This window comes from Ruminococcus sp. Marseille-P328, from assembly GCF_964249465.1.
GTDB classification, from domain to species: domain Bacteria; phylum Bacillota; class Clostridia; order Lachnospirales; family Lachnospiraceae; genus Blautia_A; species Blautia_A faecis.
Genome location: NZ_CAXUBQ010000006.1, coordinates 1 through 26,299 on the forward strand (window position 1 = coordinate 1; position 26,299 = coordinate 26,299).

Genomic DNA, 26,299 nt, shown 5'->3' on the forward strand with positions numbered 1-26,299 from the left:
CGAGGAGCCGTATGCGGGAAAGCCGCACGTACGGATCTGTGAGGGGCTAAGATTGAGAGGTCTTAGTCTACTCGACTTTGAAACAGAGAAATCGGTAGTTATGGAGGTGAAAAATGTATTTCACAGACGAAAAAGACTATATTATGCGAATGATAAAAGAAATGGTAAGAGTATTATTTTCTTTAATGTTTGGGAAAAAGTATGTTTCTGTTGAACTTGAAAAAGAAAATAAATATGAAGTATCAGGGAAAAATTTGAAAGATTTTCTTGATATGATTGATTCTGGGAAAATTAACGAAGCAGAGAATATACTTTTAGATAGCATTGATTATACAGACAGAAATGAGGTAATGGCAGCAGCTCTTTTCTACCAATATCTTAGTGAGAAGGATAGTGAGTTTTTGAAAAATAATAATTATACAAAAGAAGAAGTGATGTCTGGTTTTAAGCAATTACTTATGCAGTCAGGATATACTGATTTGCTATGTTTGGTCAAAGCTGAAGAGTAATGTAGAAAATTCAAAGAGATAAGAGTGATTGGCTGAAAGGAGAAATTGTATTATATGTTCTATATTGTTTTTGACTTTATGATGGCAGTGATTATGTTTTTGTTTGGAATGTGGTTTTATAAATCAGAAGGAAAAGCTGCTAAATTCTTGTCGGGTTATAATATGAAATCAGCGGATGAACGAAAGAAATACGATGAGAATGCTATGTGTAAGGCATATGGAAAAAGAATGATGTTTATGTCAGTTCCTTTTATTATTGGAATAATCATAGATATCCAATATCAAGGAATAGGCTGTTGGATCGCATGGGGGATATGGCTTATTATGTTTGTTTTGTTGCTTATTGATAGACATAAAAGAGAACGTTAAATTCAAGTTTGTAGAATTAAGAAAATTGGAATTTCGTGGGAGGTGTTATACAAATGAAACTGGCAGATTTATCAACTGGACCAGACTGGGTAGTATATGTTGGATTTATAATATTTGCTGTACTTTCCATAGTTTTGATTTCTGGACATGGAAGTTGGTTAATTTCCGGATATAATACAGCTTCAAAAGAAGAAAAGGCAAAATATAATGAAAAAAAACTATGCAGAACAATGGGAATTGGAATGTCTGTTATAGCAATTCTTCTATTAATTATGGGAGTGTTTGAAAATATTTTACCGGCATTTTTTGTGTATATTGCATTGGGTATTATTTTAGCTGATGTTGTGATAATTATTGTCTTGGGAAATACAATATGTAGAAGGTAACAAATTTCGACTTGTGGACTTTAACAACTCGAAATTTTCAAAGGGACTAACGAATAAATGAACAAAGAACATAATAATGAAAATAAAAATGACGAAGAAGATACTTTAACATTAGCCAAACTTTTTAGTAATTGGTATGTAGGTGCTGTTGTAGGATTTGCACTAGGTACTTTAAAGGGTGATTTAACAACAGCGAGTATAGGTTTGGTTATTGGAGCTACTGTAAGTTGGATATTTAAGAAGTGTTTAATGAGCAAAAAATGAGTTTGTTTGTTAACTTCCGGTTGACCAAGAAAAATAAGGAGGATTCATTATGAGTGAGAAAACAGAGATTACTTTCATGCAAACAAGATTAATCCGGCTTGCTTCAGAAGAGTGGCATTTACCTGTTGAACAGATTATCCACTTGTTTAAAGAAGCTGATGTTCTTGGATATATAGAAAAATGTTATGGAATTTTTCATTGTGAAGGCGATGAAGCTGTGCTTGAAGATATTACTGAATTTTTGCAAGGAAAGGGGATAGAGATTAGTGCTTGAGTTAAAAGATGGATTTGTTCTCTATCATGGAAGCTATTGTGAGGTAAAAGAGCCAGATCTTGCCAAATGTGCAAAGAGAAAAGATTTTGGGCAGGGATTTTATTTAACTACATCCAAGGAGCAGGCAGAAAGTTTTCTGAGAACCTCAATAGCCAAAGCAATCGCAACCGGAACAATTGAAGAGGGACAGAAGTTCGGATATATTTCGACTTTTGAATTCAACCTTTCAGGAAATCTTGAAACGCATATTTATGAAAATGCAGATGTAGACTGGTTACATTGCATTGCAGCTCATCGAAAGAAAAAAATGTTTATCGAAGTTGAACGTGAAATGGCAAGGTATGATATCATTGTAGGAAAGATTGCGGATGATGCAACAAACGCTACCCTTACTGCTTACCTTGCCGGGGCTTTCGGGACAGCAGGCGATAAGGAGGCAGACGATTTCTGCATCAGACAGTTATTGCCCAATAAACTAAAAGATCAATATTGCTTCAAAACAGAAGCCGCCATTAAGTGTCTGAAATTTGTGAAAGGTGAGAAGATATGGCTGAAGTAACAATTCCAAAGGAAAAAATGAATTATACAATAGACCTTCTTATCACTATGGTGACAGATGAGATTGCAGAAGAAACGGGAAAGGACAGAAAAGAGATATTGACAGATTTTCTATGTTCAAAGACAGGAAAAGCACTGTATGATGAGAAAACAAAGCTGTGGTGCAATGGTCCGGCATATATAGCTGAATTGTATAGGGAAGAGTTAAAGAAATCCGGATATCAGATTTGAGATGAATGCATATCCAGATGGTGTTAAAAACTTCCGCTATTATATCGTTGTGACAACTAAATATTTCAAAAACGCTGAGGTCAGCATTTCCTAATCATAGGACAACGACCTCAGTTTTTTTATACCTAGGAATCGGCATTCATGAATCAGCCGGTTCTTTTTGTTTACAGAAAAATGAAGGAGAACGACAAAGTGAGCAGAGCAAAAAATCCGAAATATGAATCCATGTCACTGGAAGAATTGAAGGCAAATATGGAAAAGAGCACACAGGAACTGGAGGTTGCAATCCACAACAAAAACCTTCTGGAGCAGAGAAAAAAGTTAGTGGAACGCAGGGAACGCTCCCACCGGCTGATTGTCAAAGGTGCAGAGTTTGAGAAAGCGTTTCCGTTGTCCAGAGATCTGGAGCAGGAAGATGTTCAGAATATAATGAACCAGCTGCAGAACAGCAGTTACAACAAGAGTATTGTGCGGCAGACTTATATCTCAGCGTCACAAAAAGACCGACAACAGATTGCAGAAGCGGTTAAAAAAACAGAGAAGGGAGATGACAGTTAATGGCATTGTATCATTTTTCAGTAAGACATGTATCCAGAGGGAAAGGGCAGATGGTGGTTGCCTCCGCAGCCTATATTTCCGGGCAGAGGATTTATGACGGTTATTACAATAAGATACATGACTATACAAGCAAGTCGGGCGTGGTATTTACAGAAATTCTGACACCGGAGTATGTGCCGGAGCGTATGACAGACAGGGAAACACTCTGGAACGAGGTGGAGCATGTAGAAAGGAACAACAAGGCGCAGCTTGCCTATTCGTTTGACATTGCCCTGCAGAATGAACTGACACTTGAGGAAAATATAAGACTGGCGAAAGAATTCTGCCAGGAGCAGTTTGTGGTATGTGGCATGATCGTGGATCTGGCAGTCCATGAGGGAAAATCGGATAATGAAGAAGAGCCGGATAATCCACATTTCCATGTGCTTGCCCCAATCCGTCCTTTTACAGAGGAAGGAATCTGGGGCAATAAACAGAGACGGGAATATATTCTTGATGAGGATGGAAACCGGGTGAAGGACGCGAAAGGAAAAGATATGTTCAATGCTGTTTCTACTACCGGTTGGAATGATCCCGAACTTTTAAAAGAATGGCGGCGGGCATGGACAGAGAAAGTAAATGGGAAATTCCAGGAGTGCCACATGGCAGCCAGAATCGACCACCGTTCCTACAAAGAACAGGGGATTGACCTGATCCCGACCATCCATGAGGGATATGAAGTCCGGGCAATGGAGAAAAAGGGAATCAAAACGGTAATCGGAGAACTGAACCGGGCAATCCGGCAGTTCAACCAGATGTTTATTTCTCTAAAAGAGTCTATTCAGTGGATGAAGACAGCTTATGAGGAAATGAAAGCAGAGCTAGATCGCAGACAGAACCCTACACTTCTGGAGAGTTTGCAGGATTATTATGATAAAAAGACACAGGGTAGACCGCCGTTACCAAATTTCTATGCGGAGATGAAACGGAGAGGGAAGAATCTCTCCAATTTACAGGAGTTTTCAAAATCCATCAATTATCTTCAGACCCATCAGATAGAGACGATGGATGACTTGCAGGAACGGATTGAGGAACTTAATGGTGTTGTTTCTGTCAGCAAAAAAGAAATTTCCGAAAAGCGAAAACAGTTAAAGGAACTGGAGAATCTGGAAAAGATGGCAGAGGTGATTAAAACAAACCAGCCATTGATTGATGAGTATAATCGTTTCTATTTTCAGAAAAGACGGGAGAAATATTATCAGCAGCATAAAAAAGAAATCAATTATTACCGCAAATGTGAACGGGAACTAAAACAGCATCTGGATCAAAATGGAAAGGTGCCTACTGCCAGATGGAAACGAGAGAAAGAAGAACTCCAGGCGGTGATCGAAGAGCTGAAAGCAGACAATCAGCCGTATCAGGAAGAACTTGCGTTTGTAAAAAAGGTACAGAGCTGTGCAGACATTGCCAGACGTGACCGGGAAATGGCAGAAGCAGATACTTCCGGGCGTTCAGAAGAAAAAAGGGAGAAGCAGGTGAAATTCCCGGTATTTTATGGAGTTCAGACGGAAGATATTCTTGAAGAAAATGGAAAAGCAGAGCAACAGCCGGTGAAGCAGTCGGAGCAGAAGACAGAAAAGAAGACTTCTCTTCTGAGAAAACTGGATGAAAAGAAGAAAGAGTGTGCAGAGCGTGATGCAAAACAACAGGCAGTGAAGAAAAAACGGAACCATGAGATGAGTTTATAACAGTCTGTCAGCAGGACAGATGGGAAAGGATGAGGAAAATGCAGTATACAGAAGAACAGATTACAAGAGCCAACCAGACCAATCTTGTTTCTTTTCTGAACGCACAGGGGGAACAGTTGGTGAAAAGTGGCAGGGAATATCGTTGGAAAAAGCATGACAGTGTAACGGTATCCGGTAACCGGTGGTATCGTCACAGTCAGGGCAGGGGCGGCTATCCGGTGGATTTTGTGATGGAATTTTACAACGCTACATTTTCGGAAGCAGTTAAAAAGTTAATCGGGGAGGAAGGCGAAGGCAGGAACAGTACCTGCCCCGCCCCGTCCCCTGACTTCCGGTTACCAGAGAAAGAGGAAAATAATGAGAAAATCATCAGATATCTGACAGAAAACAGAGGGATTGAAAAGAATCTGGTGGAGGAATGGATCAGCAGTGGGGATATTTATGAAGAAAAGAAGCACCATAATGTGGTGTTTGTTGGCAGGGATGCAGACGGTATTCCCAGATATGCCCATTGCAGGGGAACAAGTGAAATAAAATACAGGGGAGATGTGGCTGGATCTGATAAATCTTGCGGATTCTGTCACAGAGGGACGGATAATCAGTTGTTTGTGTTTGAAGCAGCCATTGATCTGCTTTCTTTTATCCAACTATTTCCCAAAGACTGGAAAAAGCGGAGCTACCTGAGTCTGGGTGGCATTTCCGGTGTGGCACTGAGGGCTTTTCTTTCTGAACGCCCTCAGATTACTTCTGTATTCCTGTGCCTGGATAATGACCAGGCAGGGAATGAAGCCTGTGAGAAACTGGCAGAAAAAATCCCGGACGGATACAGTGTCATCCGTCTGAAACCGTCCCGAAAGGACTGGAATGAAATCCTTTGCGATAAAAATGCAGACAGGAAGAAAGCAATCATTGAAACAGTTACAATGAAAGCACCGGAGAAGGAAGAATTGGTGCCAATGCTGTGTTATGAAGACATTGAGCAGACCAGCGTAGAATGGCTGTGGTTTCCCTATTTGCCATTTGGAAAACTGACGATTATCCAGGGCAATCCGGGAGAGGGAAAAACTTATTTTGCCATGATGCTGACCGCAGCCTGCACGAACCGGAAGACTTTCCCGAATATGGAAGAAATTGAACCTTTCAATGTGATCTATCAGACCGCCGAAGATGGCATGGGAGATACGATCAAGCCGAGACTGGTAGAAGCAGGTGCCGACCTGAGCCGGGTGATGGTCATTGATGATGCAGAGGAAGCACTGACATTATCCGATGACCGTATTGAAAAGGCTATCCGTCAGAATCAGGTCAGACTTTTAATCATTGATCCGGTACAGGCTTTTATCGGTGCAGATGTGGATATGAACCGGGCAAATGAAGTCCGTCCGGTATTCCGGAAACTAGGGGTGATCGCAGAGCAGACAGGCTGTGCGATTGTGCTGATCGGACATCTGAACAAATCTTCCGGGACACAGAGCACCTACCGGGGACTTGGCTCCATTGACATCATGGCGGCAGTGAGGAGCCTGATCTTTATCGGAAAAGTAAAAAAAGACCCGACCACAAGGGTTCTGCTCCATGAGAAAAGTTCCCTTGCACCTCCGGGTGAGACGATGGCATTTAAACTTGGAGATGAAGAAGGCTTCCGATGGGTGGGAGCTTATGAGATTTCTGCCGATGAATTGTTAGATGGGAAAGAAGGAAAGCCGACAGAGACAAAACTACAAAGAGGGGCAAAGCTGATTCAGGAGCTTTTGACAGACGGAAACACGATCACCATCCGGGAAGTGGATGCAAAAGCAAAGGCACAGGGGATTTCCCAGAGAACCATGCGTGAAGTAAGAAGCCGGATGAAAGAAAAACTGGATTATCAGATGAATGAAAAGCAGGAAAATACTATTCGATTAAAAAAATAAAAGAGAATGGGTGACGGCAGGATTTTGGAGTAAACGGCAGTCTTTATAGATACCCTATCTGCCGCCTGCCGTTTGCCAGTGCAAGGCAATCGAACGAAAACAGTAGGTATCCATACGAAAATAAAAAAATGAAACCAACAGTCTGGGCAGTTAATCTGTAAAAATGGATTAGCTGCTCTTTTTTTGCAAAAAATGGAGGGTTTACAATGGCAGCGAAGAAGAAAATCATCAATATCAAAGTATATTTTGACGGTGATCAGGACGCAAAAGAAGTATTTGCCGAGGTGATTGCACAGAAAATACGTGACACGAAAACAAAAGATAAACTTGCAATAATGAAAGATAAGCAGTATAATGATTATGAGTTCAGTAATCTGAAATCTGCGTAGGATGTGCAACGTAACGGAGGTATCAGATGAACAACAGATATATGAGTAACAATATAGACAGAAATGCAACATGGAGAGTTGGCGTATACTGCCGACTTTCCAAAGATGACGAACTGACCGGAGAGAGTGCCAGCATCTCCAACCAAAGGGACATTCTGGTGAATTACTGTCAGTCACAGGGCTGGCAGGTGGTGGATGTGTTTCAAGACGATGGTTATACAGGATTGAATACAGACCGACCGGACTTGCAGAGACTTCTCAAAGCCTGTGAAAAAGGACTGGTGAATCTTGTGATTACCAAAGACCAGAGCCGACTGGGACGAAATCATGTACAGACAGGATTTCTGATGGAGGAGTTTTTCCCCAAGCATGGAGTAAGGTATATCGCATTATACGACAATGTGGATACCTTTGACGGGGACAATGAGATTGCTCCGTTTAAGAACGTGCTGAATGAGATGTATTCCAGGGATATTTCCAAGAAAGTTCATGCTTCCTACCACCTGCAGGCAACCAAGGGGAAGTTTACAGGCGTTGTTCCACCATTGGGATATCAGAAAGACCCGGAGGAAAAGGGACATCTTCTGATTGATGAGGAGACAGCACCGATTGTCCGGAAAATTTTTCAATGGGCGGTGGATGGTCATGGGATCAACTTCATATCCAGAGAACTGGAACGCCAGCAGATTCCATGCCCTACCTGGTGGCACAGGAAACGGGGACTTCGCACTTACTACACCAAATGGGAAAAGAAAGATCCGGAGAATGGGAAATTTGTCTGGGATGAATCTTATCTCAAGTCCCTGCTGATGAATCCGGTGTACTGTGGTGACATGGCTTCCCAGAAACGGTACTACCGTTTTAAGATTGGCAATCAGGGAGATAAAGCACCGGAGGATTGGATTACAGTCAGAAATACCCATGAAGCAATCATTCCGCAGGATGTATTTGATCTGGTACAGGCGAAGATGACAGGCAGGAAACGTCAGACAGAACAGGGAGAATACAGCATGTTTGCCGGATTGCTCCGCTGTGCAGAGTGTGGCGGTGCATTGACATTAAAGAAGACGCATACCAAAGATCAGCATGAAGTTTATACCTGTTCCACCTATATCCATAAGGGAAAAGCACACTGCACTCAACACCGGGTGGACGCTGATGATCTGTATGATGCAGTCCTTATCAGAATCCAGGAATGTGCAAAAGCAGTCACCGGAGATGGAACAGAACTGGAAAACCGGGTGAAGGAGTTATGCGAAGAAGATACACAGGGACACAGAGACAGTCTGGAGAAGCTGGTATCAAAACAGAAAGACCGCCTGGAGACATTAGACCGGTTGATTGCAAAACTGTATGATGATCTAATTAATGACAAGATTACAGAATCTGTTTTTGATAAGATGTTGGAGAAGACACAGAAAGAGCAGACAGACATCAAAAAGGAACTTTCCCAGAACCAGAGTGTGCTGAATACAGAAGAAAAACTGGATGCACAGTCCCAGCAGTGGAACGAGGATATCAGCGAGTATGTGGACATTAAAGAACTGGATGCCAATCTTTTGAACCGGCTGATCAGTAAAATCGTTATCTCAGAACCACAGGAGAAAGACGGAACAGAGAATTACCGCCGAACTCCTGAAACGGTCACAATGGAAATTCATTTCAATTTAAAACCAATACCGGAGCTTGGAACCATCGAAAGAGGTTCCGGCTCCCATAAATAAGAAAATCTATCAAAATTTAATCTATTTTAATCTTTTCAAGGCTTATTTCGAGCCAATATTTTCTCATAAAAGACATAAAACAGTTGATGGCGGGCGGTGGCATCGTACTGATTGGAATAAACCTGATTCCACAGCTTGCAACTTTGTTTGGATAAATAAATGGGTGGAATAACCGAAAAAATAACAGAGTTCATAAAGGATCTGCTAACAGGCTGGATCACATCAAACCTGGATACCATGTTTACCGATGTAAATACCAAAGTAGAAACGATTGCTGCGGAGGTTGGGAAAACACCCCAAAATTGGAACAGTGGCATTTTTTCCATGATAAAAAATCTGTCGGATAATGTCATTGTCCCCATTGCGGGGATGATTATTACATTTGTACTGTGTTATGAGCTGATTTCCATGATTATGGAAAAAAACAATATGCACGATACGGATACGTTTATGTTTTTCAAATACATTTTCAAGATGTGGGTAGCGGTATATCTTGTTACTCATACTTTTGATATTGCGATGGCAATTTTTGATGTAGCGAATCATGTGGTATCCAATGCTGGCGGTATGATAACCGGTTCCGCATCTATTGATGTTACAGAAGCATTGAAAACGCTTCTTGAAACGCAGATTGAAGATATGGAAATCGGAGAATTACTGGGGCTTGGTCTGGAAACGATGCTGGTCAGTTTATGTCTAAAAATCATATCAGTCCTGATTACCGTCATTTTATATGGACGAATGATAGAAATATATCTTTATGTCTCTGTGGCACCTATTCCGTTTTCAACATTTACGAACAGGGAATGGGGAAGTATTGGAAATAATTACGTGAAGGCATTATTAGCGTTGGGATTCCAGGGATTTTTTATGATGGTATGTGTTGCGATTTATGCGGTTCTGGTAAATGCCATTACAGTTGCGGATAATCTTCATACAGCTATCTGGTCAGTTGCAGCATATACAGTTATTTTATGTTTCAGTCTGTTTAAGACCAGTTCCCTGGCAAAATCAATCTTCAATGCACATTAGGAGGAAACAAGAATATGGCATATGTTCCAGTGCCGAAAGATTTTTCAAAAATAAAGACAAAATTAGCACTGAATTTAACTAAAAGACAAATTATATGTTTTTCTCTGGCAGGAATTTGTGGTGTTCCGGTCTATTTGCTGACAAAAGCAGGACTGGGAACAGATGTGGCAGCAACGCTTATGATCATAGTGATGCTGCCATTTTTCTTTTTTGCAATGTATGAAAAGGATGGATTTCCAGCAGAGAAAATATTGCTTCACATTATCCGGCAGAAATTTTTAAGACCTGGAATCAGGGTCTATCGTTCCCAAAACTTATATGACCGGATTATAGAGTACGATAAATTAGAGAAAGAGGGTGCATGGCTTGAGAAAAAGGCAAAAGAAGCTAGGGAAGCGAGAAATCCGTTCCATTTCCTTAAAAAAGCAGACCGAAAAAAATAAGAAACAGAAAACCGGACTTACGAAAGAAGAAAAAAAGCGTCTGAAAGAACTTCGGATGATAAAAGCGGAGAATCAGAAGAAGAGGAAGCCTTTTATAGCGCAGGATACGATTCCATATAAGGAAATATATAAGGATGGTATCTGCAGGACAGATGATAACTATTATTCAAAGATGGTGCAGTTCTACGATATAAATTACCAGTTAGCGCAGAATGATGATAAAGCGGCTATTTTTGAGAACTATTGTGAGTTCCTGAATTCATTTGACAGCTCTGTTGAGGTACAAATTACATTTCTTAATCAACAGGTGAATTTTGATGAGTATGCAAAAAATATTGATATTCCAGAGCAGGATGACTGTTTCAATGATATTCGGAAAGAATATTCGGATATGTTGAAAATGCAGCTTTCCAAAGGAAATAATGGGCTTGTAAAAACAAAATATATTACATTTTCCATTAAGGCGGATAATCTGCGAAATGCAAAATCCAGGCTGGAGAGAATTGAAGCCAGTGTATTGAATAATTTTAAGGTGATGGGAGCCATGGCAGAGCCTTTAAATGGGGTAGAACGTCTGAAAATTCTGCATGATGTGATGAATATGGACACAAAAGAATCTTTCCATTTCCATTATGGGATGGTTGCAAAAACAGGTCTGCAGACAAAAGACTTTATTGCACCTACCGGATTTGATTTTCGCAATGACAGCTATTTTCGGATGGGACAGACTTTTGGATGCGTGTCATATTTACAGATTACATCACCAGAACTTACGGATAAACTGCTGGCAGATCTGCTGGATCTGGAAGAGAATCTTATCATCAATATGCACCTGCGTCCAATTGATCCCAAGGCAGCTATTAAAAGCCTGAAAAGTACGCTGTCAAATATTCAGAAAATGAAAATTGAAGAACAGAAGAAAGCGGTCAGAAGCGGATATGATATGGATATTATTCCAACGGACATTTCTACATACGGAGAGGATGTGGAGGGATTGCTCAATGAAATCCAGTCCAGGAATGAGAAACTTTTTGAACTTACTTTTTTGCTGATGAATACAGCGGACAATAAGAGAAAACTGGACAATATTGTGTATCAGACTGCAGGAATCGCCCAGAAATATAATTGCAATATACGGAGACTTCAATATCAGCAGGAACAGGGACTTGTGGCATCACTACCACTGGGAATGAACCAGACTGGAATACAGAGAATTATGACTACGACTTCTACAGCAATCTTTGTTCCGTTTACCACACAGGAACTTTTCCAAGGCGGTGAAGCTCTTTACTATGGCTTAAATGCACTGTCAAACAATCTCATTATGGTGGATCGGAAACGATTGAAAACACCTAACGGCCTGATTTTGGGTACTCCTGGTTCCGGTAAGAGTTTTGCAACGAAAAGAGAAATTCTCAATGTTTTCCTGATTACAGACGATGACATTATTATCTGTGACCCGGAGGGAGAATATTTTCCGCTGGTAAATGCCTTAAATGGTGAAGTTATTAAAATCAGTGCAAAAAGTAATGATTACATCAATCCTATGGAAGTGAACCTGGATGTTATTTATCATCCGGAGAAATACAGGATTAATGGCGATGTGGAGGATATTGATACCATTATTGCTGATAAAGCAGAGTTTATCACATCTTTCTGCGAGGTCATTATGAAGAAACCTCAAAATGCAGAATTAAATGGTGATGAGGTTTCCATGATTGACCTGTGTGTAAAAGACATTTATAAAAAATATCTTTACAATGATCCAAAACCGGAAAATATGCCGACTTTGCAGGATTTCTATGAACGTCTGAACTTTTATGCACCAGATAAACCAGCAGCACAGAACATTGCCAACAGTCTGCAGTTGTATGTAACAGGATCGCAGAATGTATTTAACCATCGAAGTAATGTCGATACGCAGAACAGAGTGGTATGCTTTGATATCCGGGAACTTGGAACCACACTACGAAAAGCAGGGATGTTGATTGTCCAGCATATGGTTTGGACAAGAGTATCACAGAACCGCAGTCGCAGGAAATCAACCCGTTATTATGTGGATGAATTTCACCTTTTGCTGAACCAGCCACAGACTGCTAATTATTCTATTGAAATGTGGAAGAGATTTCGTAAGTGGGGTGGAATCATTACAGGAATCAGTCAGAATGTAACAGATTTTCTTGGCTCTCTGGCAGTAGAAAGTATTGTGGGAAACAGTGATTTTATCCTGATGTTAAATCAGCACAGCGGGGATCAGAAGATCCTTGCGGAGAAATTGAATATTTCCAAGCATCAGATTTCTTTTGTAAATAACAGTAATGCAGGAGAAGGGCTGCTTTTTTACGGAAATGTAATCATACCTTTTGCTGACAGATATCCGCAGGATACCAGAACCTATGCTTTGATGAGTACTAAACCGGATGAGATTCAGACTTAACGGACAAAAAAGCAGAGGTGAGGTACATTGGGAAAACAAAAATATACGGCGAAAGAGAAGAAAGTCAGCCGTATGACCAGAAATGGTCTGGTTGAGGAAAATCTTGCAACAAAGGAGACCAGAAAAGTTACAAACAGCGATCAGGAGTTGCCTTATAAACAGAAGGATGTAGAACAGGCATTTATTACTTCTGAAAAGAAGAAAAACTCTCATAAAAAAGCTGAAAAGAAACAATTTTCCGAAAAAGTTCAGGAGGGAAATCCTGCCAAAAAAGAAGAGGCTGCAAACAGTCCTCCGGGAAAACGAAAAACACAGGGACGGTACAGATACCGGGACAAGCCTGCAGGTGTATCTGTGGATTCAGCGGTAGAAATACGTGAGCGCAAAGAAAAACACAGGAGCCAGTATCAGCGACAGAAAAAGAAACAGCAGAGACTGCAGTTTGGAAAACTGGAGACAGATGGAAGTCTGAAGAAAGAAAAGAAAACTTCGGCTGAAACAGATGGAGGACATTTTCAGGCAGAGAAGAATGATGTTTCTACAAACCGAAAAAAAGGAAAGCAGAAATATAGCCGAAAAACAATAAAAACTTATCAGGAAGTGGATAAGGCTGCAAGAAAACAGGAAGCTGAGAGGCAGAACAAAATTCCGAAAGATTCTGTTTATACCAAGAAAACAAATGAGGAACAGAAAGCAAAGGTAAAGTACCATTTATATTTCGACAAAAAAACAGGGAAAACGGATGGTAAAAAGAAAACATTGTCTTCTGTTCCAAAGAAAGCATTAAAAAATGCAGTATATCAGAAAGCAGGCGAAGACGAAGAGGAAAACAGTGCTGTAGATGCAGCACATAAGCTGGTGCGTTCAGGTGAGTGGATATTACAGGAACATAGCAGTAGAAATATCCGGAAGAACCGCAGTCAGATACATAAAGAAAACCGTTTAGAGAAAAGAGCCTGGAAGAGTGCATCCAGGTATCAATATCAGAAATATCTGGAAGAACATCCAGAGATGCAGAAAAAGCTGATCAGAAAATTAATACAGAAGCAGAGGATTAAGCGAGAGTATCAGATGGCATACCGGGCTGGGAAGATTGCAAAAGAAACAAAAGACACCTCAATCCGGTCAGTAAATCTTGCTACTAAAATTGCAAGAAAGGCACAGGAAGTATTTGTAAGAAATGTAACTACTCTGATCTCAATGGGGTTGTTATTGATTTTGCTTCTTTCCGTAATGACAGGATTTGCTTCCTGTTCGGCTATGTTTTCTAATGGAATTTCTACGGTAATCGCTTCCAGTTACATTGCGGATCCGGACGAAATTGAAAAAGCAGAGTTGTATTATACGCAGTTGGAAGCCAGTCTTCAACAGAAAATAAACCAGATGGAAGCCCGGTATCCAGGAAAAGATGAATACAGATATAACATTGGTGAAATCGGCCATGATCCTCATACATTGATCAGTTATCTGACTGCCAGTTATGGGGATTTTAAGTTTGATGAGATAAAAGGAGAACTGGAAACAATTTTTTCTTTACAGTACGGAATCACCGTAGAGGAAAAAAGTGAAACCCGGCAGGAAACATCTACAATACAGGTAGGGCAGTCATTGGGAAATGTTGTGACCAGTGGATACTGTAATTGTCCCATCTGCTGTGGCGTGTGGAGTGGAGGACCTACTGCTTCAGGGGCAATGCCACAGGCTAATCATACGCTTGCGGTTGATGCTGTAAACCCATTTCTTCCAATGGGGACGAAAGTAGTGATGAATGGGATTGAGTACACCGTAGAAGATACTGGAAACTTTGCCCAGTATGGTGTCCAGTTTGATGTTTATTATGATAATCACGCAGTAGCTGAGGCACATGGTCATCAGACCTGGGAATGTTTTCTGGCAGAGGGCAATCAGAACTCTGTGGAAGTTACCCGTACAGTAACTGCAGATGTACTGAATGTTTCTGTTCAGGCAAAACCGCTTAGAAGTGTTATTCTGTCCAGAATGGAAGAGGATGAGCAGGAAATTTATGAAGAGGTCTATTCCAACAGAGGAAATTTACAGACATATAAAACTCCGGTTGAGTTAAACTGGTATGCCTATATCAGTACCTATTATGGGTATTCTGTAAACAATGGAACCGGGCAGACACAACTTCACAGAGGTGTGACGATTAATGTACGACAGGGAACAGAAGTGAAGTCAGCGATGAATGGTTTTGTTGTAGATGTAGGATATAGCGGAACTTTTGGAAATTATGTAGTTACGCAGGATAAAAAAGGTGTGCAGATTAAATACGCTTATCTGCAGAGCATTTCGGTAGCAAATGGTCAGGAAGTAACAACAGATACTGTAATTGGTACAACGGGAAGTACAGGAAGTGCAACCGGAAGCCAGTTATATTTGGAACTGGTCAAAGATGGGGAATATTATAATCCTGTTTTTTATATCAGTACCGGAGATAGCGGGCTGTATGGTGGAGGCGGCAGTTATGATGATGAGACTGTGCGGAGATTATTTGCGGAAGCAGACAAATATCTTGGTATGCCGTATGTATGGGGCGGTTCCAGCCCGGAGACTTCTTTTGACTGTTCTGGTTTTGTAAGCTATGTGTTTACCAATTCGGGTGTCTGCAATATGGGAAGACTTACTGCACAGGGAATTTATGACATTTGTATGCCTGTATCACCAGAAGAAGCAAGGCCAGGAGATATTATCTTTTTCACTGGGACGTATGATGCGGGAGAGCCGGTTACCCACGTAGGAATTTATGCCGGAGATGGACAGATGATCCATTGTGGAAATCCAATTCAGTATACGTCCATTAATTCTGCATACTGGCAGTCTCATTTCTATGCTTTTGGCAGGCCATAAGGAGGGGCGTATTTGAACATTGAACGAATAAAAGAAGAACTTGCAAGAACCTACGTTAAGATTGAAAAGCTACAGAAAAAAGCAAGGGATCTGGAAGAACAGAAGAAACAGGCAGAGGATATGGAGTATCTGAAAATTATCCGAAGCAATGGAGTTTCCGCAGAGGAACTTCAGTTGATGATTGATATCAGTAAGGAGGAACAAAAAAAGATATTGGAAACCAGAGAAAAGGAGCAGACAGAAAATGAAGAAATTTCATAAAAGAGCAGCTGTATTTTTAACCGCAGCTACGTTAGCAGGACTTCCGGCAGGAGCTTTCTTTTATAGTTCGCCCGGAAGTCTGACTGTATGGGCAGATAATGTAGAAGTGGAATCATCAGAAGAAAGCAGCCCGGAAGATGTTGATTTTTCAGATGAATCAGAAGCTGAAATTCTTGCAGATCCAGTGGAACAGGCACAGGAAGATGCAGGAAATGATGTGACGGAAACACCGGAAGTAGGGATTACCTTTACAGAACCCGAAGGCTGGCAGACAGATACGGCAACCGTAAAAATTCAAGTGGAAGATACAAAGAATACAGGTGCTTTTTCTATTGCAAAAGTAGAAGCAAGACTTTCAGAAAATGGAGGATGGTCAGACATAACCGGAAATATGGAAGTATCCATCTCTTCTAATTGTAGTATTTATGTGAGAGTTACCGATCAGAATGGAAATACTTATGAGCAGAATCGTTACATAGAGTGTTTTGATAAAACCAAACCAACTATTATTGCGGCTGCGAAGAATGGGATACTGATCGTGCAGGGAGTTGATGCGGAATCGGGAATTGCTGCTTTGTATGTCAATGGAAATGAATTCACAGAACTGACGAATAATACATTAAATGTCCGTTTGCAAAAAGCGGATACTTCCTATGAATACTTTACCCTGCAGGCAAAAGACAAAGCAGGAAATATGTCAGAGATCTATAAAGTAGGAAACCCTTATTATGAAAATCCAGATGCAGTAAAAGAAAATACAGAGGTTTCCGGAACGGAGCAAAATGCAGCTTCTTTGCCAGCCGATGGAACTGCAAGTAAGCCCACCAGTGCTACGGCAACCGTAACGGAACATCAGACAACGAATGAGACTGCTACTGCACCAACAGAACCAGAAAACACAGGAAATGAAACGGATACAGAAGCAGATACCGGACGGGTGCAGGGAGAAAGTTCTGCTTCCGGCATGACAACAGGAACAGTTCAGGACAAAGGGGGAAAGGAATTTTATACGATCAAGACAAAAAGTGATAAGGTTTTTTATCTGATCGTAGATAAGGATAAAACGGATGAAAATGTTTATCTTCTTACAGAGGTAGGCGAAAATGATCTGTTGAACTTTACGGATACCAACATGGTCACAATTCCACAGAACCAGGCTATTGCAGAATCCGCACTGCCACTTGAAACAGAGAAGATCACAGAGACACCGGAACCAGAAGTTACGATCATACCGGAAGAAAAGGAAGAACCTGAGAAGAAAAGCAATAATTCCGGCACGATTTTATTAATGCTGCTGGTTCTGGCAGGAGTTTGTGGTGCTTACTATTATTGGAAATTTATGAAAGGAAGAAATACTTCTTTTGATTATGAAGAGGACGAGGACGACGATGAGGAGGAAGATACAATTCGTGAGGATGATGAAGAATTAGAAGAATATGAAATGGAAGGTGAAGTAGAAGACGAAGAATCAGAGGAATAACTTTGTTTCACTTAATTACAGCGACAGGTGCAGAAAGGAGATTGAAAATTGCAGCTTGTAATTGCGGAAAAACCCAGCGTAGCCAGAAGCATTGCGAAGGTGCTTCATGCCACAAACGTAAAAGATGGCTACCTGGAAGGAAAAGAATATCTGGTTTCCTGGTGTATTGGGCATTTGATTGAACTGGCTAGTGCGGATCAGTACCGGGATGACTGGAAAGCATGGAAATATGAAACACTTCCCATGATTCCGGAGAATTGGAAATATCAGATTAAAGAAAGTACCAAAGGGCAGTTTCGGGTTTTAAAGGAACTGCTTCACAGAGCAGATATCACAGAAGTTATATGTGCAACAGATGCAGGAAGAGAAGGGGAGTTGATTTTCCGTCTGGTATATAACCAGGCAGAATGTAAACTTCCCTTTAAAAGACTGTGGATTTCTTCCATGGAGGAAAAAGCAATTCTGGAAGGATTTCAGCAGCTGAAAGATGGACATGAATATGATGATCTTTATTATTCTGCAGTGGCGCGAAGTGAAGCAGACTGGCTGGTAGGAATTAATGCCACCAGACTGTTTACGGTACTGTATCACCATCGGTTGATTGTAGGTCGGGTGCAGACACCTACACTTGCAATGCTGGTGGAACGGGAAAAGAGCATCGAGAACTTCCAGAAAGAGAAGTATTATCTGGTTCATCTTCTGATGGATGGATTGGATGCTGTAAGCAGCCGGATAAAAGAGAAAAGTGCTGCCGTTCAGATGATGGAGGATATGAAGGATGAAACTGCACAGATTCTTTCAGTAAAGAAAGAGAAGAAAAAGGTACAGCCGCCGAAATTATATGATCTGACCACATTACAGAGGGAAGCAAATCGTCTTCTTGGATTTACGGCACAGCAAACCTTGGACTATACCCAAAGCCTTTATGAGAAGAAACTGGTGACGTATCCAAGGACGGATAGCCAATATCTTACAGATGATATGGAAGAAAATGCTCTTCTGGTTGTCGGGGCAGTAAATAGTATGTTTCCTGAAATGTCAATAAAGGGTTCAGAACCAGATATAAAGAGACTTTTGAACAGTAAAAAGGTATCAGATCATCATGCAATTATACCAACGGTAGAAATTACAAACATGGATTTAAAAGCACTTCCGGGTGGAGAAAAGGAAATTCTCATGCTGATTGCATCAAAGTTATTATGTGCATCGGAACAGGAATACATATATGAGAGTATTAAGACTGAAATTTCCTGTCATGGAGAACTGTTTACTGCATCTGGAAAGAATGTTCTCCAATATGGATGGAAAGAAGTGGAAGAACGGTTCTTTAAATCATATGGGAAAAATGCAGAAAAGCCAGAAGAGGAGGAAAGTGATTTTCCAGATATAAAAATAGGACAGGTATTTGAATGTGTTGTTGTAAAATTTAGTGAACATTTTACAGCACCGCCGAAACATTATACGGAGGATACGCTCCTTAGTGCCATGGAACACGCTGGAAGCTCGGATACGATAGAAGACGCAGAGAGAAAAGGGCTTGGAACTCCGGCTACCAGGGCAGCGATTATTGAAAAACTGATTGAGAAAGGCTTTATTGAGCGTAAAAAGAAGCAGATATTACCTACAGCAGATGGAAGAAATCTGATCAGGATTCTTCCGGAAATGATCAAATCACCAAAACTTACAGCAGAATGGGAAAATGATCTGACACTGATTTCCAGAGGCCAGAAAAATGTAGAAGAATTTCTCTTCGAAATTGAAAAAATGGTTACCAAATTGGTAAGTGATAATGGACAGCCAGTGGAAGAATACCAGAAACTATTTTCAGATGGTCGGAAAGAAATTGGAAAATGCCCAAGATGCGGCAATAAGGTTTATGTGGGAAAGAGAAATTATTATTGTTCAGGAAGTGATTGCAGTTTTACTTTATGGAAAAATAACCGATTTTTTGAGAGTCAGGGAAAAACACTTGATGAAGCAACTGTCAGGAAGCTGCTGAGTGAGAAGCAGGTGCATTTCAAAGATCTGGTATCAGAGAAAACAAAAAGGAAGTATGAAGCAACTATAAAGATGGAGGTTTCAGAAACCGGAAATCCAAAGTTTCAGTTGATTTTCCCGGAACGGAAGAAAGGAAAAAAGAATGAAGAATAAAAAAAATATGAGAAGATTTTTGTCGGGATTCTTGGCAATGCTTACAGTGTTATCTACAATTCTATCTCCAATACTGTCCTATGCGGCAGATGTAGTGCCAGTGCCAGAAGAGCCACCGTTATACGAAGAAGTAAAAAATGAACTTGATGCAGATGAGGTGGTAAAAGCAAAAGATCTGGAACTGGAAACAGGCAGTATTTTTGAAGTGGAGAAAGATTTTACCGGACTGGAAATACCAGATGAAAAAAAGGTGAAGATCACTTTCCATGAGGCAAAAAATGAGGAAAAGCAGGACTTTACAACAGATTACGAAGATACATACAAAGCTGTTTATTATGTAGAGCCAGTAAGTGGACACCCAATTTATCAGATCAATCGTAAGCTGATTGTAAAGGAAGCGGTGGTGCAGGTTGCTGAATCTGAGAATCAGGAATCTGTAAGCAACCAGGAAGATGAGAATGAAGCAGAAGGCGAGGAACCAGCCATAGGCACTGCAGAGAGTGAAGAACCTGTGCAGGATGAGGTAAATGTAGAAATTCCGTCAGAGGATGAAATCTGTGAAGAAGTAACTCCGACAGAAATTCCGGTTGAGGAAGAGCCAATAGACACATTAATCCCGGAAAACCCGTCTGAGGAAGTTTCAACAGAAGAACCAGCCATAGATAATCCGGATACAGACAGCACATTTGAAGAAATTGCAGATACAGATCCGGAAGAAATGCCAGAAGCGACAGACGATTCTTTTACAGACGGAACAGAGAAAACAGAAGATGCAGATGGAAATTATCAGGTAAATATTGTTCGTGGAGAGGAATTTCATATTGAGCTGAACCATGAAGATGGACAGTATCAGCCAGGAGAAACCGTTGTATTTTCCGGAGATATGCCGCAAGGCAGCTTAATTGCAGTAGGAACAACAAAAGTACAAGCAAATCAGACAGAGAATACAGAAGATTTATTATATTCAGAGGTGACTTATCACGAAGAATCGGATAAATTCAGTTTTGAAATGCCAGCAGATGACATTGATCTAAGTGTTTCCACGGATCAGGCAGAGAACGGTATCATGTTACTTGCAGCCGATACTCCATGGGATGATGCAACAAATATTGAAGCAAATAAATATTACTATTATTCAGATGGCCAGCTTCATCCGTTTGATACAGTTATGGGACAGGGTGGAAATGACAGCTACAAATATGTTCGTTACAAAGCAGGCGGAAAGACTTATACAGTAAATGCGTATTGTATGCAGCACTCCATGCAGTCACCTCCAAGTGGGACAACATATAAAAATATGGTTGAACTGGATGAAGGTGGAGATGATAAATATTTGAGAAAAGCCTTATTCTATGGATATGGCGGTCCAGGATGGGGACATACATTCAATGGATATAATGTAAAATCCATTATGGAAAAATATGGATGCAGTTCTGAGACAAGAGCCATGCAGCATTACCTGGTTGACTATTTATATGATGGCGAATCCGGATTTGGAGGTGCGCTTTCTACAACCGCTAAAAATATGCTGAAAGAGATTAAAGCAGCTCTTGCTAAAATGCCTGATCCGACAGCAATGAAACTTCTTCCAGGACTTTCCGTTAATGCAACGGGAAAGGAAACAGAAAGTTTTACCTGGAAGGCAAATGAAGCATTTACCATTACCATTCATCTGGAGAACGGAGTAAGCCTTGTTAATGAAACCACAGGAAAAACGGCATCTGGAAATGTCACTGTAAAGGGTGGAGAGAAATTCCATCTTGTAGCTACAACAGCCAATATGGGTAGCCTGAAAGGAAAGTATGCGATTACATCTAATTTCCCTTTGGATTTCCATGCAATGCTCTTAAAATTGGAGAGTTCACAGGACATTGGTTTTGGCTACTATACGGATTCCTCTGACCTGCAGATTACAGTTGACTGGCCGGAAGAAGCAGTTATTGAAATTACAAAGAAAGATGGAGATACTGGAAAAAATCTAGCTGGAGCCGTGTATGGGGTATATAGTGATAACGCCTGCACAAAGCTGATTGCTAAAATGCCGCCAACAGACAGCAATGGTTCTTCACGTGTAACTCTTACCAAGACACAGGATACTGTTTACTTAAAAGAGATTACAGCACCGGAAGGTTATGTTGTCCAGGCTTCTTCGTATGGAGTGAAATTAGTAGTTGGCAGTACAACCAAACAGACTGTAACGGACAAAGAGCAGAAAGGAAATCTGACCGTTTATAAAGAGGGAGAAGTTTTTGTAGGAGCTGTATCTGATGAAAATGGAACTTCATTCCAGTATGAGAAACGCCGTCAGAAAGGAGCCGTTTATAACGTATATGCTGCCGAGGATATTGTAACAGCAGGTGGAAAAAAAGTTTACAAAAAAGGCGCAGAAGTAGCGAAAAATCTGATCACAGGTGAGAACGGTTCTGTAACGGTAAAGAATCTTCCGCTTGGAAGCTATAATGTAACAGAAGCACAGGCCCCGGAAAATTTTTATAATGCAAAAGAAACAAAAAAAGTAACCATTTCTTATGCAGGGCAGACTGCAGAAGCGGCTTTCTCAGAGACTACCTTTACAAATGACCGTCAGAAAGCAGTGGTGCAGGTGATAAAGAAAGACAAAGATACTGAAAATACACTATCCGGAGGGCATTTTGCTCTGTTTGCAGCGCAGGATATGAAAACTGTGGATGGAAAAGTAGCAGTAAAAAAAGATGCTCTGATTGAGACTGCAATTACTGGTACTGATGGAAAAGCAGCATTTAAAGCAGATCTTCCAGTGGGATTTTCTTATTATGTAAAAGAAGTCCAGGCTCCGGCTGGTTATGTCAGAAATGAGAAAGATACTTATTCTTTCCAGTTCAGTTATACCAATGATGAACAGGCAAAAATTTCTTTCAGTCATACTTTTGTGAATGACAGGGTCAGTGCTGCAATCTCTTTGAATAAAAAAGATGCCGAGACAAAAGAAAATAAGGCACAGGGAGATGCTTCCCTGGAAAATGCGGTGTATGGACTTTATGCAAGAAACGACATTACCCATCCAGATGGAAAGACAGGCGTTATTTATAAAGCCGGAAGCCAGATTGGTACGCTAACTACCGATAAAGAAGGAAAAGCAAGGATAGAGAATCTTTATCTTGGAGAGTATTATATCAAGGAAATTACCCCATCCGTAGGATATCTGGCAGACGAGCATGAATATGATCTTGTATGCAGTGATGAAGGTGATCTGACAGCGGTTGTAGAAAAAGAGTGTACCTCACTGGAAACGGTGAAGAAACAGCCGTTTGAACTTATTAAAGCTGCCAATAATGGAGACACAGATGCTGCATTACTATCCGGAGCTGGATTTAGTGCATATCTGGTATCTTCTTTGGTGGCAAAAGAGGATGGAAATTATGATTTTTCCTCTGAAGAGCCGGTTGTGATCGGTGAAAATGGAGCAACAGAAATTTTTACAAATGAGAAAGGTTATGTAAAATCCATTGCAATTCCATATGGAACATACCTGGTGAGAGAAACTACAACACCCCATAATTACAAACCTGTAGATGATTTTATTGTTCGGATTACAGAGAATAAACCAACAGAGCCGCAGACATGGAGAGTTCTTTTGGATAAAGAATTTTCTGCAAAACTGAAAATCATTAAACAGGATGACGAGACTAAAAAATCAGTTTTAATTCCGGGAACAGAGTTTAAAATTTATGATCTGGATCATGAAAAATATGTAGAGCAGGTAACTACATACCCGACAACCGTTACACATACCTCTTATTTCACAGATATAGACGGATATCTGATCTTGCCGCAGAATTTAAAAATCGGTCATTATAGAATCGAAGAGGTAACAGCACCGGACGGTTATACCATTAACAAAAATTATGTCGAAATACAGGTGGACACCAATACCCTGTATCAGACTGATCCGGTATCAGGTGATGCAATCATTGAAGTTGTATATGAGAATCATCCGGTGAAAGGAAAACTCACTGTACAGAAAAAAGGAGAGGTTCTTTCGACCTATAAGAATGATTTTAAGTATGAAGTTCAGAATCTTTCTGGTGCAGTATATGAAGTGTATGCTGCAGAGGATATTTATACAGCTGATTTCCAGAAAGATGACACAGGAAAAAGAATCCTGGAATATGCAAAGGGTGCAAAAGTTGCAGAACTGACAACGGATGAATCCGGAAAAGCAGATCTTGATAATCTGCCTTTAGGAGAATACAAAGTGGTAGAAAAGACTGCACCAGAGGGATTTGTATTAAATAAAGAAGAACAGAAAATTTCTTTCGTCTATGCAGACCAGGATACACCAGTGATCTCACAGAGTGCAGAGTTTATAAATGACCGCCAGAAAGTAGAAGTGTCAGTTGTGAAAAAAGATGCTGAAAATGAGAAAGGGCTTTCTGGAGCAGAGTTTGGTCTTTACGCAAAAGAGGATATAAAAGCAGGGGATAAGGTACTGGTAAAAGCAGACGAACTGCTTACAAAAGCGGTAACAGGTGAAGATGGAAAAGCTGTTTTTGAGCAGGATCTGCCATTTGGAACTTATTATATAAAAGAACTGGCAGCACCAGATGGTTTTGTATCTTCTGATGAGCAGATTGAGGTGACTGCGAAATATCAGGGACAGGAAGTAAAAAAAGTAAAACTGGAAACTGTTTTTAGGAATGCGCCGACAACAACTGAATTTACGAAATCAGATATTACAACAGGTGTGGAACTTGACGGAGCAACACTGACGATTTTGGATTCAGACGGAAAAGAAGTAGAAAAATGGACTTCTGTAAAAGGAAAAGCTCATGTAATAAAGAGACTTCATGTGGGAGAAAATTACACACTTCGGGAAGAGTTTGCACCATATGGTTATCTGCAGGCAGAGGAAGTGAAATTTACAGTTTCTGATACTGCAGATGTTCAAAAAGTAGAAATGAAGGATGGTGTTCCGGTTGGACGAATCATCATCAATAAAAAAGGTGAATTTGTCAAAGAAGTTACCTGGAAAGATATGCTGGCAGGCGGCATGGACGCAGCATTTGGTTATGTTACAGGTTCTTTGAAAGATGTTACTTTTGAAATTTATGCAGCGGAGGATATCAAGGCTGCAGATGGGGAAAGCAGTGATTATTATAAAAAGGACGAACTGGTAGCAACAATTACGACAGATGCTCTTGGATATGCCAGATCAGAAGATCTTCCTTTAGGCAAATATTATGTAAAGGAAAAAGAGACGGCGGATGGATATGTTCTGGATGGAGAAATCAGAGAGGTTGATCTGACTTATCGTGATCAGAATACTCCGGTTGTGACTTATGATGAGGACTGGCAGAATAACCGCCAGAAAGCAAAAGTAACTGTAGTTAAGAAAGAAAAAAATGCAGACCGTGTTCTGGAAGGCGGAGTATTTGCACTTTATACAAAGAATGATATTTTAAATGCAGAAGGCGAAGTAATCCTGAAAGCAGATACCATGATCGAGCAGAAAGCTACGGATCAGGATGGAAGAATTGTATTTACGGCAGATCTTCCAATCAATGGCAGCTACTATGTAAAAGAAGTGCAGGCTCCTGCAGGATTTATAACAACAGAAGAAATCAAGGAATTTGACTTTACTTATGCGGGAGAAGATGTTGCAGAAGTATCCTTTGAGTTCACTTATGAAGACGAGCCAACTACTTTTGAAATCACAAAATCAGATCTTACAACTGGGGAAGAATTACCAGGTGCAAAACTGAAAGTATCTGATCCAGAGGGAAACGTTGTGGATGAGTGGACTTCCGGAAGCACACCACACATCATTAAGGAACTGGAAGTTGGAAAGAAATATACATTAACAGAGACAATTCCTGCTGATGGTTATGCAACTGCAGAATCCATTACGTTTGTAGTAGAAAATACTGCAGATATACAGAAAGTAGAAATGCAGGATGATACAACAAAAATTCTGATCAGTAAAGTTGATATGACAGATGGAAGCAGCGAGGTCAAAGGTGCTAAACTGTATATTCTTAATGAAAACCAGGAAGTTATGGAAAGCTGGACATCTGGTGATCAGCCCCATTATGTAGAGAAACTTCCAATCGGTACTTATACATTATTGGAGGAAACAGCACCGAAAGGCTATATTGTGGCAAATAAAGTGACATTTGAGATTAAGGACACCGGAGATATTCAGGGAGTCAAAATGGAAGATGAACAGGCAATGGGCAAGGTGATCTTAAATAAAACAGATAAAGATACCAAGAAGCCAATGAAAGGTGTAGAATTTGCCCTTTGTGACAGTAAAGGTAAAGTTCTGGAAACTCTGGTAACAGACAGTGCCGGCCATGCAGAATCAAAGAATTATCCGATTGCGACTTTTAAGAATGGGCAGTATAAAAAAGCAATCACATATATCCTGAAAGAAACAAAAACACTGGATGGATATCAGCTTGATGAAACAGAGCATAAGATTCAGTTTGAGTATGTCAATGACCGTACTCCTGTGATTGAATATACTTTGGATCTGACAAATGAGAAAGCTTCGGAAAAAGATACTCCGGAAACATCAGAAAACCAGGGAGGCAGCACTCCTGTTTCCCATAGTTCCGATGCGACTTCCGTATCCAGTTCACCAAAAACAGGAGATAACACAAATATTGCTATTTTTGTGCTGGCTCTTGCGGTATCAGCAGGATGCTTGGGAACTGTAGTGGCAGTTAAGAGAAAACGCAAATGAT

General features: G+C 40.5%; 20 protein-coding genes and 1 pseudogene. All 21 read left to right on the plus strand.

What is annotated here, in order from left to right:
- The first annotated feature begins 113 nt into the window (after window positions 1-113).
- A complete protein-coding gene (locus tag ACESTK_RS05720; protein ID WP_005337294.1) occupies window positions 114-509 on the plus strand; it encodes a DUF6483 family protein in 396 nt (131 codons plus the stop codon).
- Window positions 510-563: 54 nt separating this feature from the next.
- Complete coding sequence (locus ACESTK_RS05725) at window positions 564-878, plus strand: DUF3784 domain-containing protein (RefSeq protein ID WP_005341847.1); 315 nt, start codon at window positions 564-566, stop codon at window positions 876-878.
- A 53-nt stretch (window positions 879-931) separates the two neighbouring features.
- Window positions 932-1,264, plus strand: coding sequence for a DUF3784 domain-containing protein (locus ACESTK_RS05730; protein WP_015542405.1), 333 nt, complete (start codon window positions 932-934; stop codon window positions 1,262-1,264).
- A gap of 57 nt (window positions 1,265-1,321) precedes the next feature.
- Window positions 1,322-1,528 carry a hypothetical protein gene (locus tag ACESTK_RS05735; RefSeq protein WP_158372263.1) on the plus strand — a complete coding sequence of 69 codons (207 nt, stop codon included), beginning with the start codon at window positions 1,322-1,324 and terminating at the stop codon, window positions 1,526-1,528.
- 49 nt (window positions 1,529-1,577) lie between these two features.
- On the plus strand, window positions 1,578-1,802 hold the full coding sequence (locus tag ACESTK_RS05740; protein WP_015553412.1) for a DUF3791 domain-containing protein: 225 nt from the start codon (window positions 1,578-1,580) through the stop codon (window positions 1,800-1,802).
- Window positions 1,795-2,361: a DUF3990 domain-containing protein gene (locus ACESTK_RS05745; RefSeq protein ID WP_373119104.1), complete on the plus strand. Its 567-nt coding sequence runs from the start codon at window positions 1,795-1,797 to the stop codon at window positions 2,359-2,361. Before ACESTK_RS05740 ends, ACESTK_RS05745 begins: the two co-directional genes overlap by 8 nt.
- Window positions 2,349-2,591 (plus strand): hypothetical protein, encoded by a 243-nt coding sequence (locus tag ACESTK_RS05750; protein ID WP_055307231.1) that lies wholly within the window; start codon window positions 2,349-2,351, stop codon window positions 2,589-2,591. Before ACESTK_RS05745 ends, ACESTK_RS05750 begins: the two co-directional genes overlap by 13 nt.
- Before the next feature lie 192 nt (window positions 2,592-2,783).
- Window positions 2,784-3,149 (plus strand): DUF3847 domain-containing protein, encoded by a 366-nt coding sequence (locus ACESTK_RS05755; protein ID WP_373119107.1) that lies wholly within the window; start codon window positions 2,784-2,786, stop codon window positions 3,147-3,149.
- Window positions 3,149-4,876 carry a MobQ family relaxase gene (gene mobQ, locus ACESTK_RS05760; protein WP_173793783.1) on the plus strand — a complete coding sequence of 576 codons (1,728 nt, stop codon included), beginning with the start codon at window positions 3,149-3,151 and terminating at the stop codon, window positions 4,874-4,876. Before ACESTK_RS05755 ends, mobQ begins: the two co-directional genes overlap by 1 nt.
- Window positions 4,877-4,914: 38 nt before the next feature.
- On the plus strand, window positions 4,915-6,789 hold the full coding sequence (locus tag ACESTK_RS05765) for an AAA family ATPase (RefSeq protein ID WP_370814231.1): 1,875 nt from the start codon (window positions 4,915-4,917) through the stop codon (window positions 6,787-6,789).
- Between the two features lie 206 nt (window positions 6,790-6,995).
- Window positions 6,996-7,178 carry a hypothetical protein gene (locus ACESTK_RS05770; protein WP_158372257.1) on the plus strand — a complete coding sequence of 61 codons (183 nt, stop codon included), beginning with the start codon at window positions 6,996-6,998 and terminating at the stop codon, window positions 7,176-7,178.
- Between the two features lie 26 nt (window positions 7,179-7,204).
- Window positions 7,205-8,902, plus strand: a complete 1,698-nt coding sequence (locus tag ACESTK_RS05775) for a recombinase family protein (RefSeq protein ID WP_370814228.1) — start codon at window positions 7,205-7,207, stop codon at window positions 8,900-8,902.
- 74 nt (window positions 8,903-8,976) lie between these two features.
- A pseudogene (locus tag ACESTK_RS05780) lies at window positions 8,977-9,057 on the plus strand (Maff2 family mobile element protein); the annotation flags it as partial.
- A 4-nt stretch (window positions 9,058-9,061) separates the two neighbouring features.
- Window positions 9,062-9,934 carry a VirB6/TrbL-like conjugal transfer protein, CD1112 family gene (locus ACESTK_RS05785; RefSeq protein WP_118169861.1) on the plus strand — a complete coding sequence of 291 codons (873 nt, stop codon included), beginning with the start codon at window positions 9,062-9,064 and terminating at the stop codon, window positions 9,932-9,934.
- 14 nt (window positions 9,935-9,948) lie between these two features.
- Window positions 9,949-10,377, plus strand: a complete 429-nt coding sequence (locus ACESTK_RS05790) for a PrgI family protein (protein ID WP_005426563.1) — start codon at window positions 9,949-9,951, stop codon at window positions 10,375-10,377.
- The gene (locus tag ACESTK_RS05795; RefSeq protein WP_181988210.1) at window positions 10,346-12,814 is read left to right on the plus strand and encodes a VirB4-like conjugal transfer ATPase, CD1110 family; all 2,469 of its coding nucleotides are present in this window, start codon (window positions 10,346-10,348) and stop codon (window positions 12,812-12,814) included. Before ACESTK_RS05790 ends, ACESTK_RS05795 begins: the two co-directional genes overlap by 32 nt.
- Before the next feature lie 27 nt (window positions 12,815-12,841).
- The gene (locus ACESTK_RS05800) at window positions 12,842-15,682 is read left to right on the plus strand and encodes a CD1108 family mobile element protein (RefSeq protein ID WP_243006120.1); all 2,841 of its coding nucleotides are present in this window, start codon (window positions 12,842-12,844) and stop codon (window positions 15,680-15,682) included.
- A gap of 12 nt (window positions 15,683-15,694) precedes the next feature.
- A complete protein-coding gene (locus tag ACESTK_RS05805) occupies window positions 15,695-15,943 on the plus strand; it encodes a DUF4315 family protein (RefSeq protein WP_021652602.1) in 249 nt (82 codons plus the stop codon).
- Entirely contained in the window at window positions 15,927-17,423 is a 1,497-nt protein-coding gene (locus tag ACESTK_RS05810; RefSeq protein WP_118169859.1) for a CD1107 family mobile element protein, read from the plus strand. The genes ACESTK_RS05805 and ACESTK_RS05810 overlap by 17 nt, the downstream gene beginning before the upstream one ends.
- A 48-nt stretch (window positions 17,424-17,471) precedes the next feature.
- Window positions 17,472-19,574 (plus strand): DNA topoisomerase 3, encoded by a 2,103-nt coding sequence (locus ACESTK_RS05815; protein WP_373119115.1) that lies wholly within the window; start codon window positions 17,472-17,474, stop codon window positions 19,572-19,574.
- The gene (locus ACESTK_RS05820) at window positions 19,564-26,298 is read left to right on the plus strand and encodes an LPXTG cell wall anchor domain-containing protein (RefSeq protein ID WP_118170690.1); all 6,735 of its coding nucleotides are present in this window, start codon (window positions 19,564-19,566) and stop codon (window positions 26,296-26,298) included. The genes ACESTK_RS05815 and ACESTK_RS05820 overlap by 11 nt, the downstream gene beginning before the upstream one ends.
- Window position 26,299: the final 1 nt, after the last annotated feature.

Excerpts from the sequence above, each read along its gene's own strand:
- ACESTK_RS05720 (WP_005337294.1), top strand. The coding sequence starts at position 114 with ATGTATTTCACAGACGAAAAAGACTATATTATGCGAATGATAAAAGAA.
- ACESTK_RS05725 (WP_005341847.1), top strand. The coding sequence starts at position 564 with ATGTTCTATATTGTTTTTGACTTTATGATGGCAGTGATTATGTTTTTG.
- ACESTK_RS05730 (WP_015542405.1), top strand. The coding sequence starts at position 932 with ATGAAACTGGCAGATTTATCAACTGGACCAGACTGGGTAGTATATGTT.
- ACESTK_RS05735 (WP_158372263.1), top strand. The coding sequence starts at position 1,322 with ATGAACAAAGAACATAATAATGAAAATAAAAATGACGAAGAAGATACT.
- ACESTK_RS05740 (WP_015553412.1), top strand. The coding sequence starts at position 1,578 with ATGAGTGAGAAAACAGAGATTACTTTCATGCAAACAAGATTAATCCGG.
- ACESTK_RS05750 (WP_055307231.1), top strand. The coding sequence starts at position 2,349 with ATGGCTGAAGTAACAATTCCAAAGGAAAAAATGAATTATACAATAGAC.
- mobQ (WP_173793783.1), top strand. The coding sequence starts at position 3,149 with ATGGCATTGTATCATTTTTCAGTAAGACATGTATCCAGAGGGAAAGGG.
- ACESTK_RS05765 (WP_370814231.1), top strand. The coding sequence starts at position 4,915 with ATGCAGTATACAGAAGAACAGATTACAAGAGCCAACCAGACCAATCTT.
- ACESTK_RS05770 (WP_158372257.1), top strand. The coding sequence starts at position 6,996 with ATGGCAGCGAAGAAGAAAATCATCAATATCAAAGTATATTTTGACGGT.
- ACESTK_RS05775 (WP_370814228.1), top strand. The coding sequence starts at position 7,205 with ATGAACAACAGATATATGAGTAACAATATAGACAGAAATGCAACATGG.
- ACESTK_RS05785 (WP_118169861.1), top strand. The coding sequence starts at position 9,062 with ATGGGTGGAATAACCGAAAAAATAACAGAGTTCATAAAGGATCTGCTA.
- ACESTK_RS05790 (WP_005426563.1), top strand. The coding sequence starts at position 9,949 with ATGGCATATGTTCCAGTGCCGAAAGATTTTTCAAAAATAAAGACAAAA.
- ACESTK_RS05810 (WP_118169859.1), top strand. The coding sequence starts at position 15,927 with ATGAAGAAATTTCATAAAAGAGCAGCTGTATTTTTAACCGCAGCTACG.
- ACESTK_RS05820 (WP_118170690.1), top strand. The coding sequence starts at position 19,564 with ATGAAGAATAAAAAAAATATGAGAAGATTTTTGTCGGGATTCTTGGCA.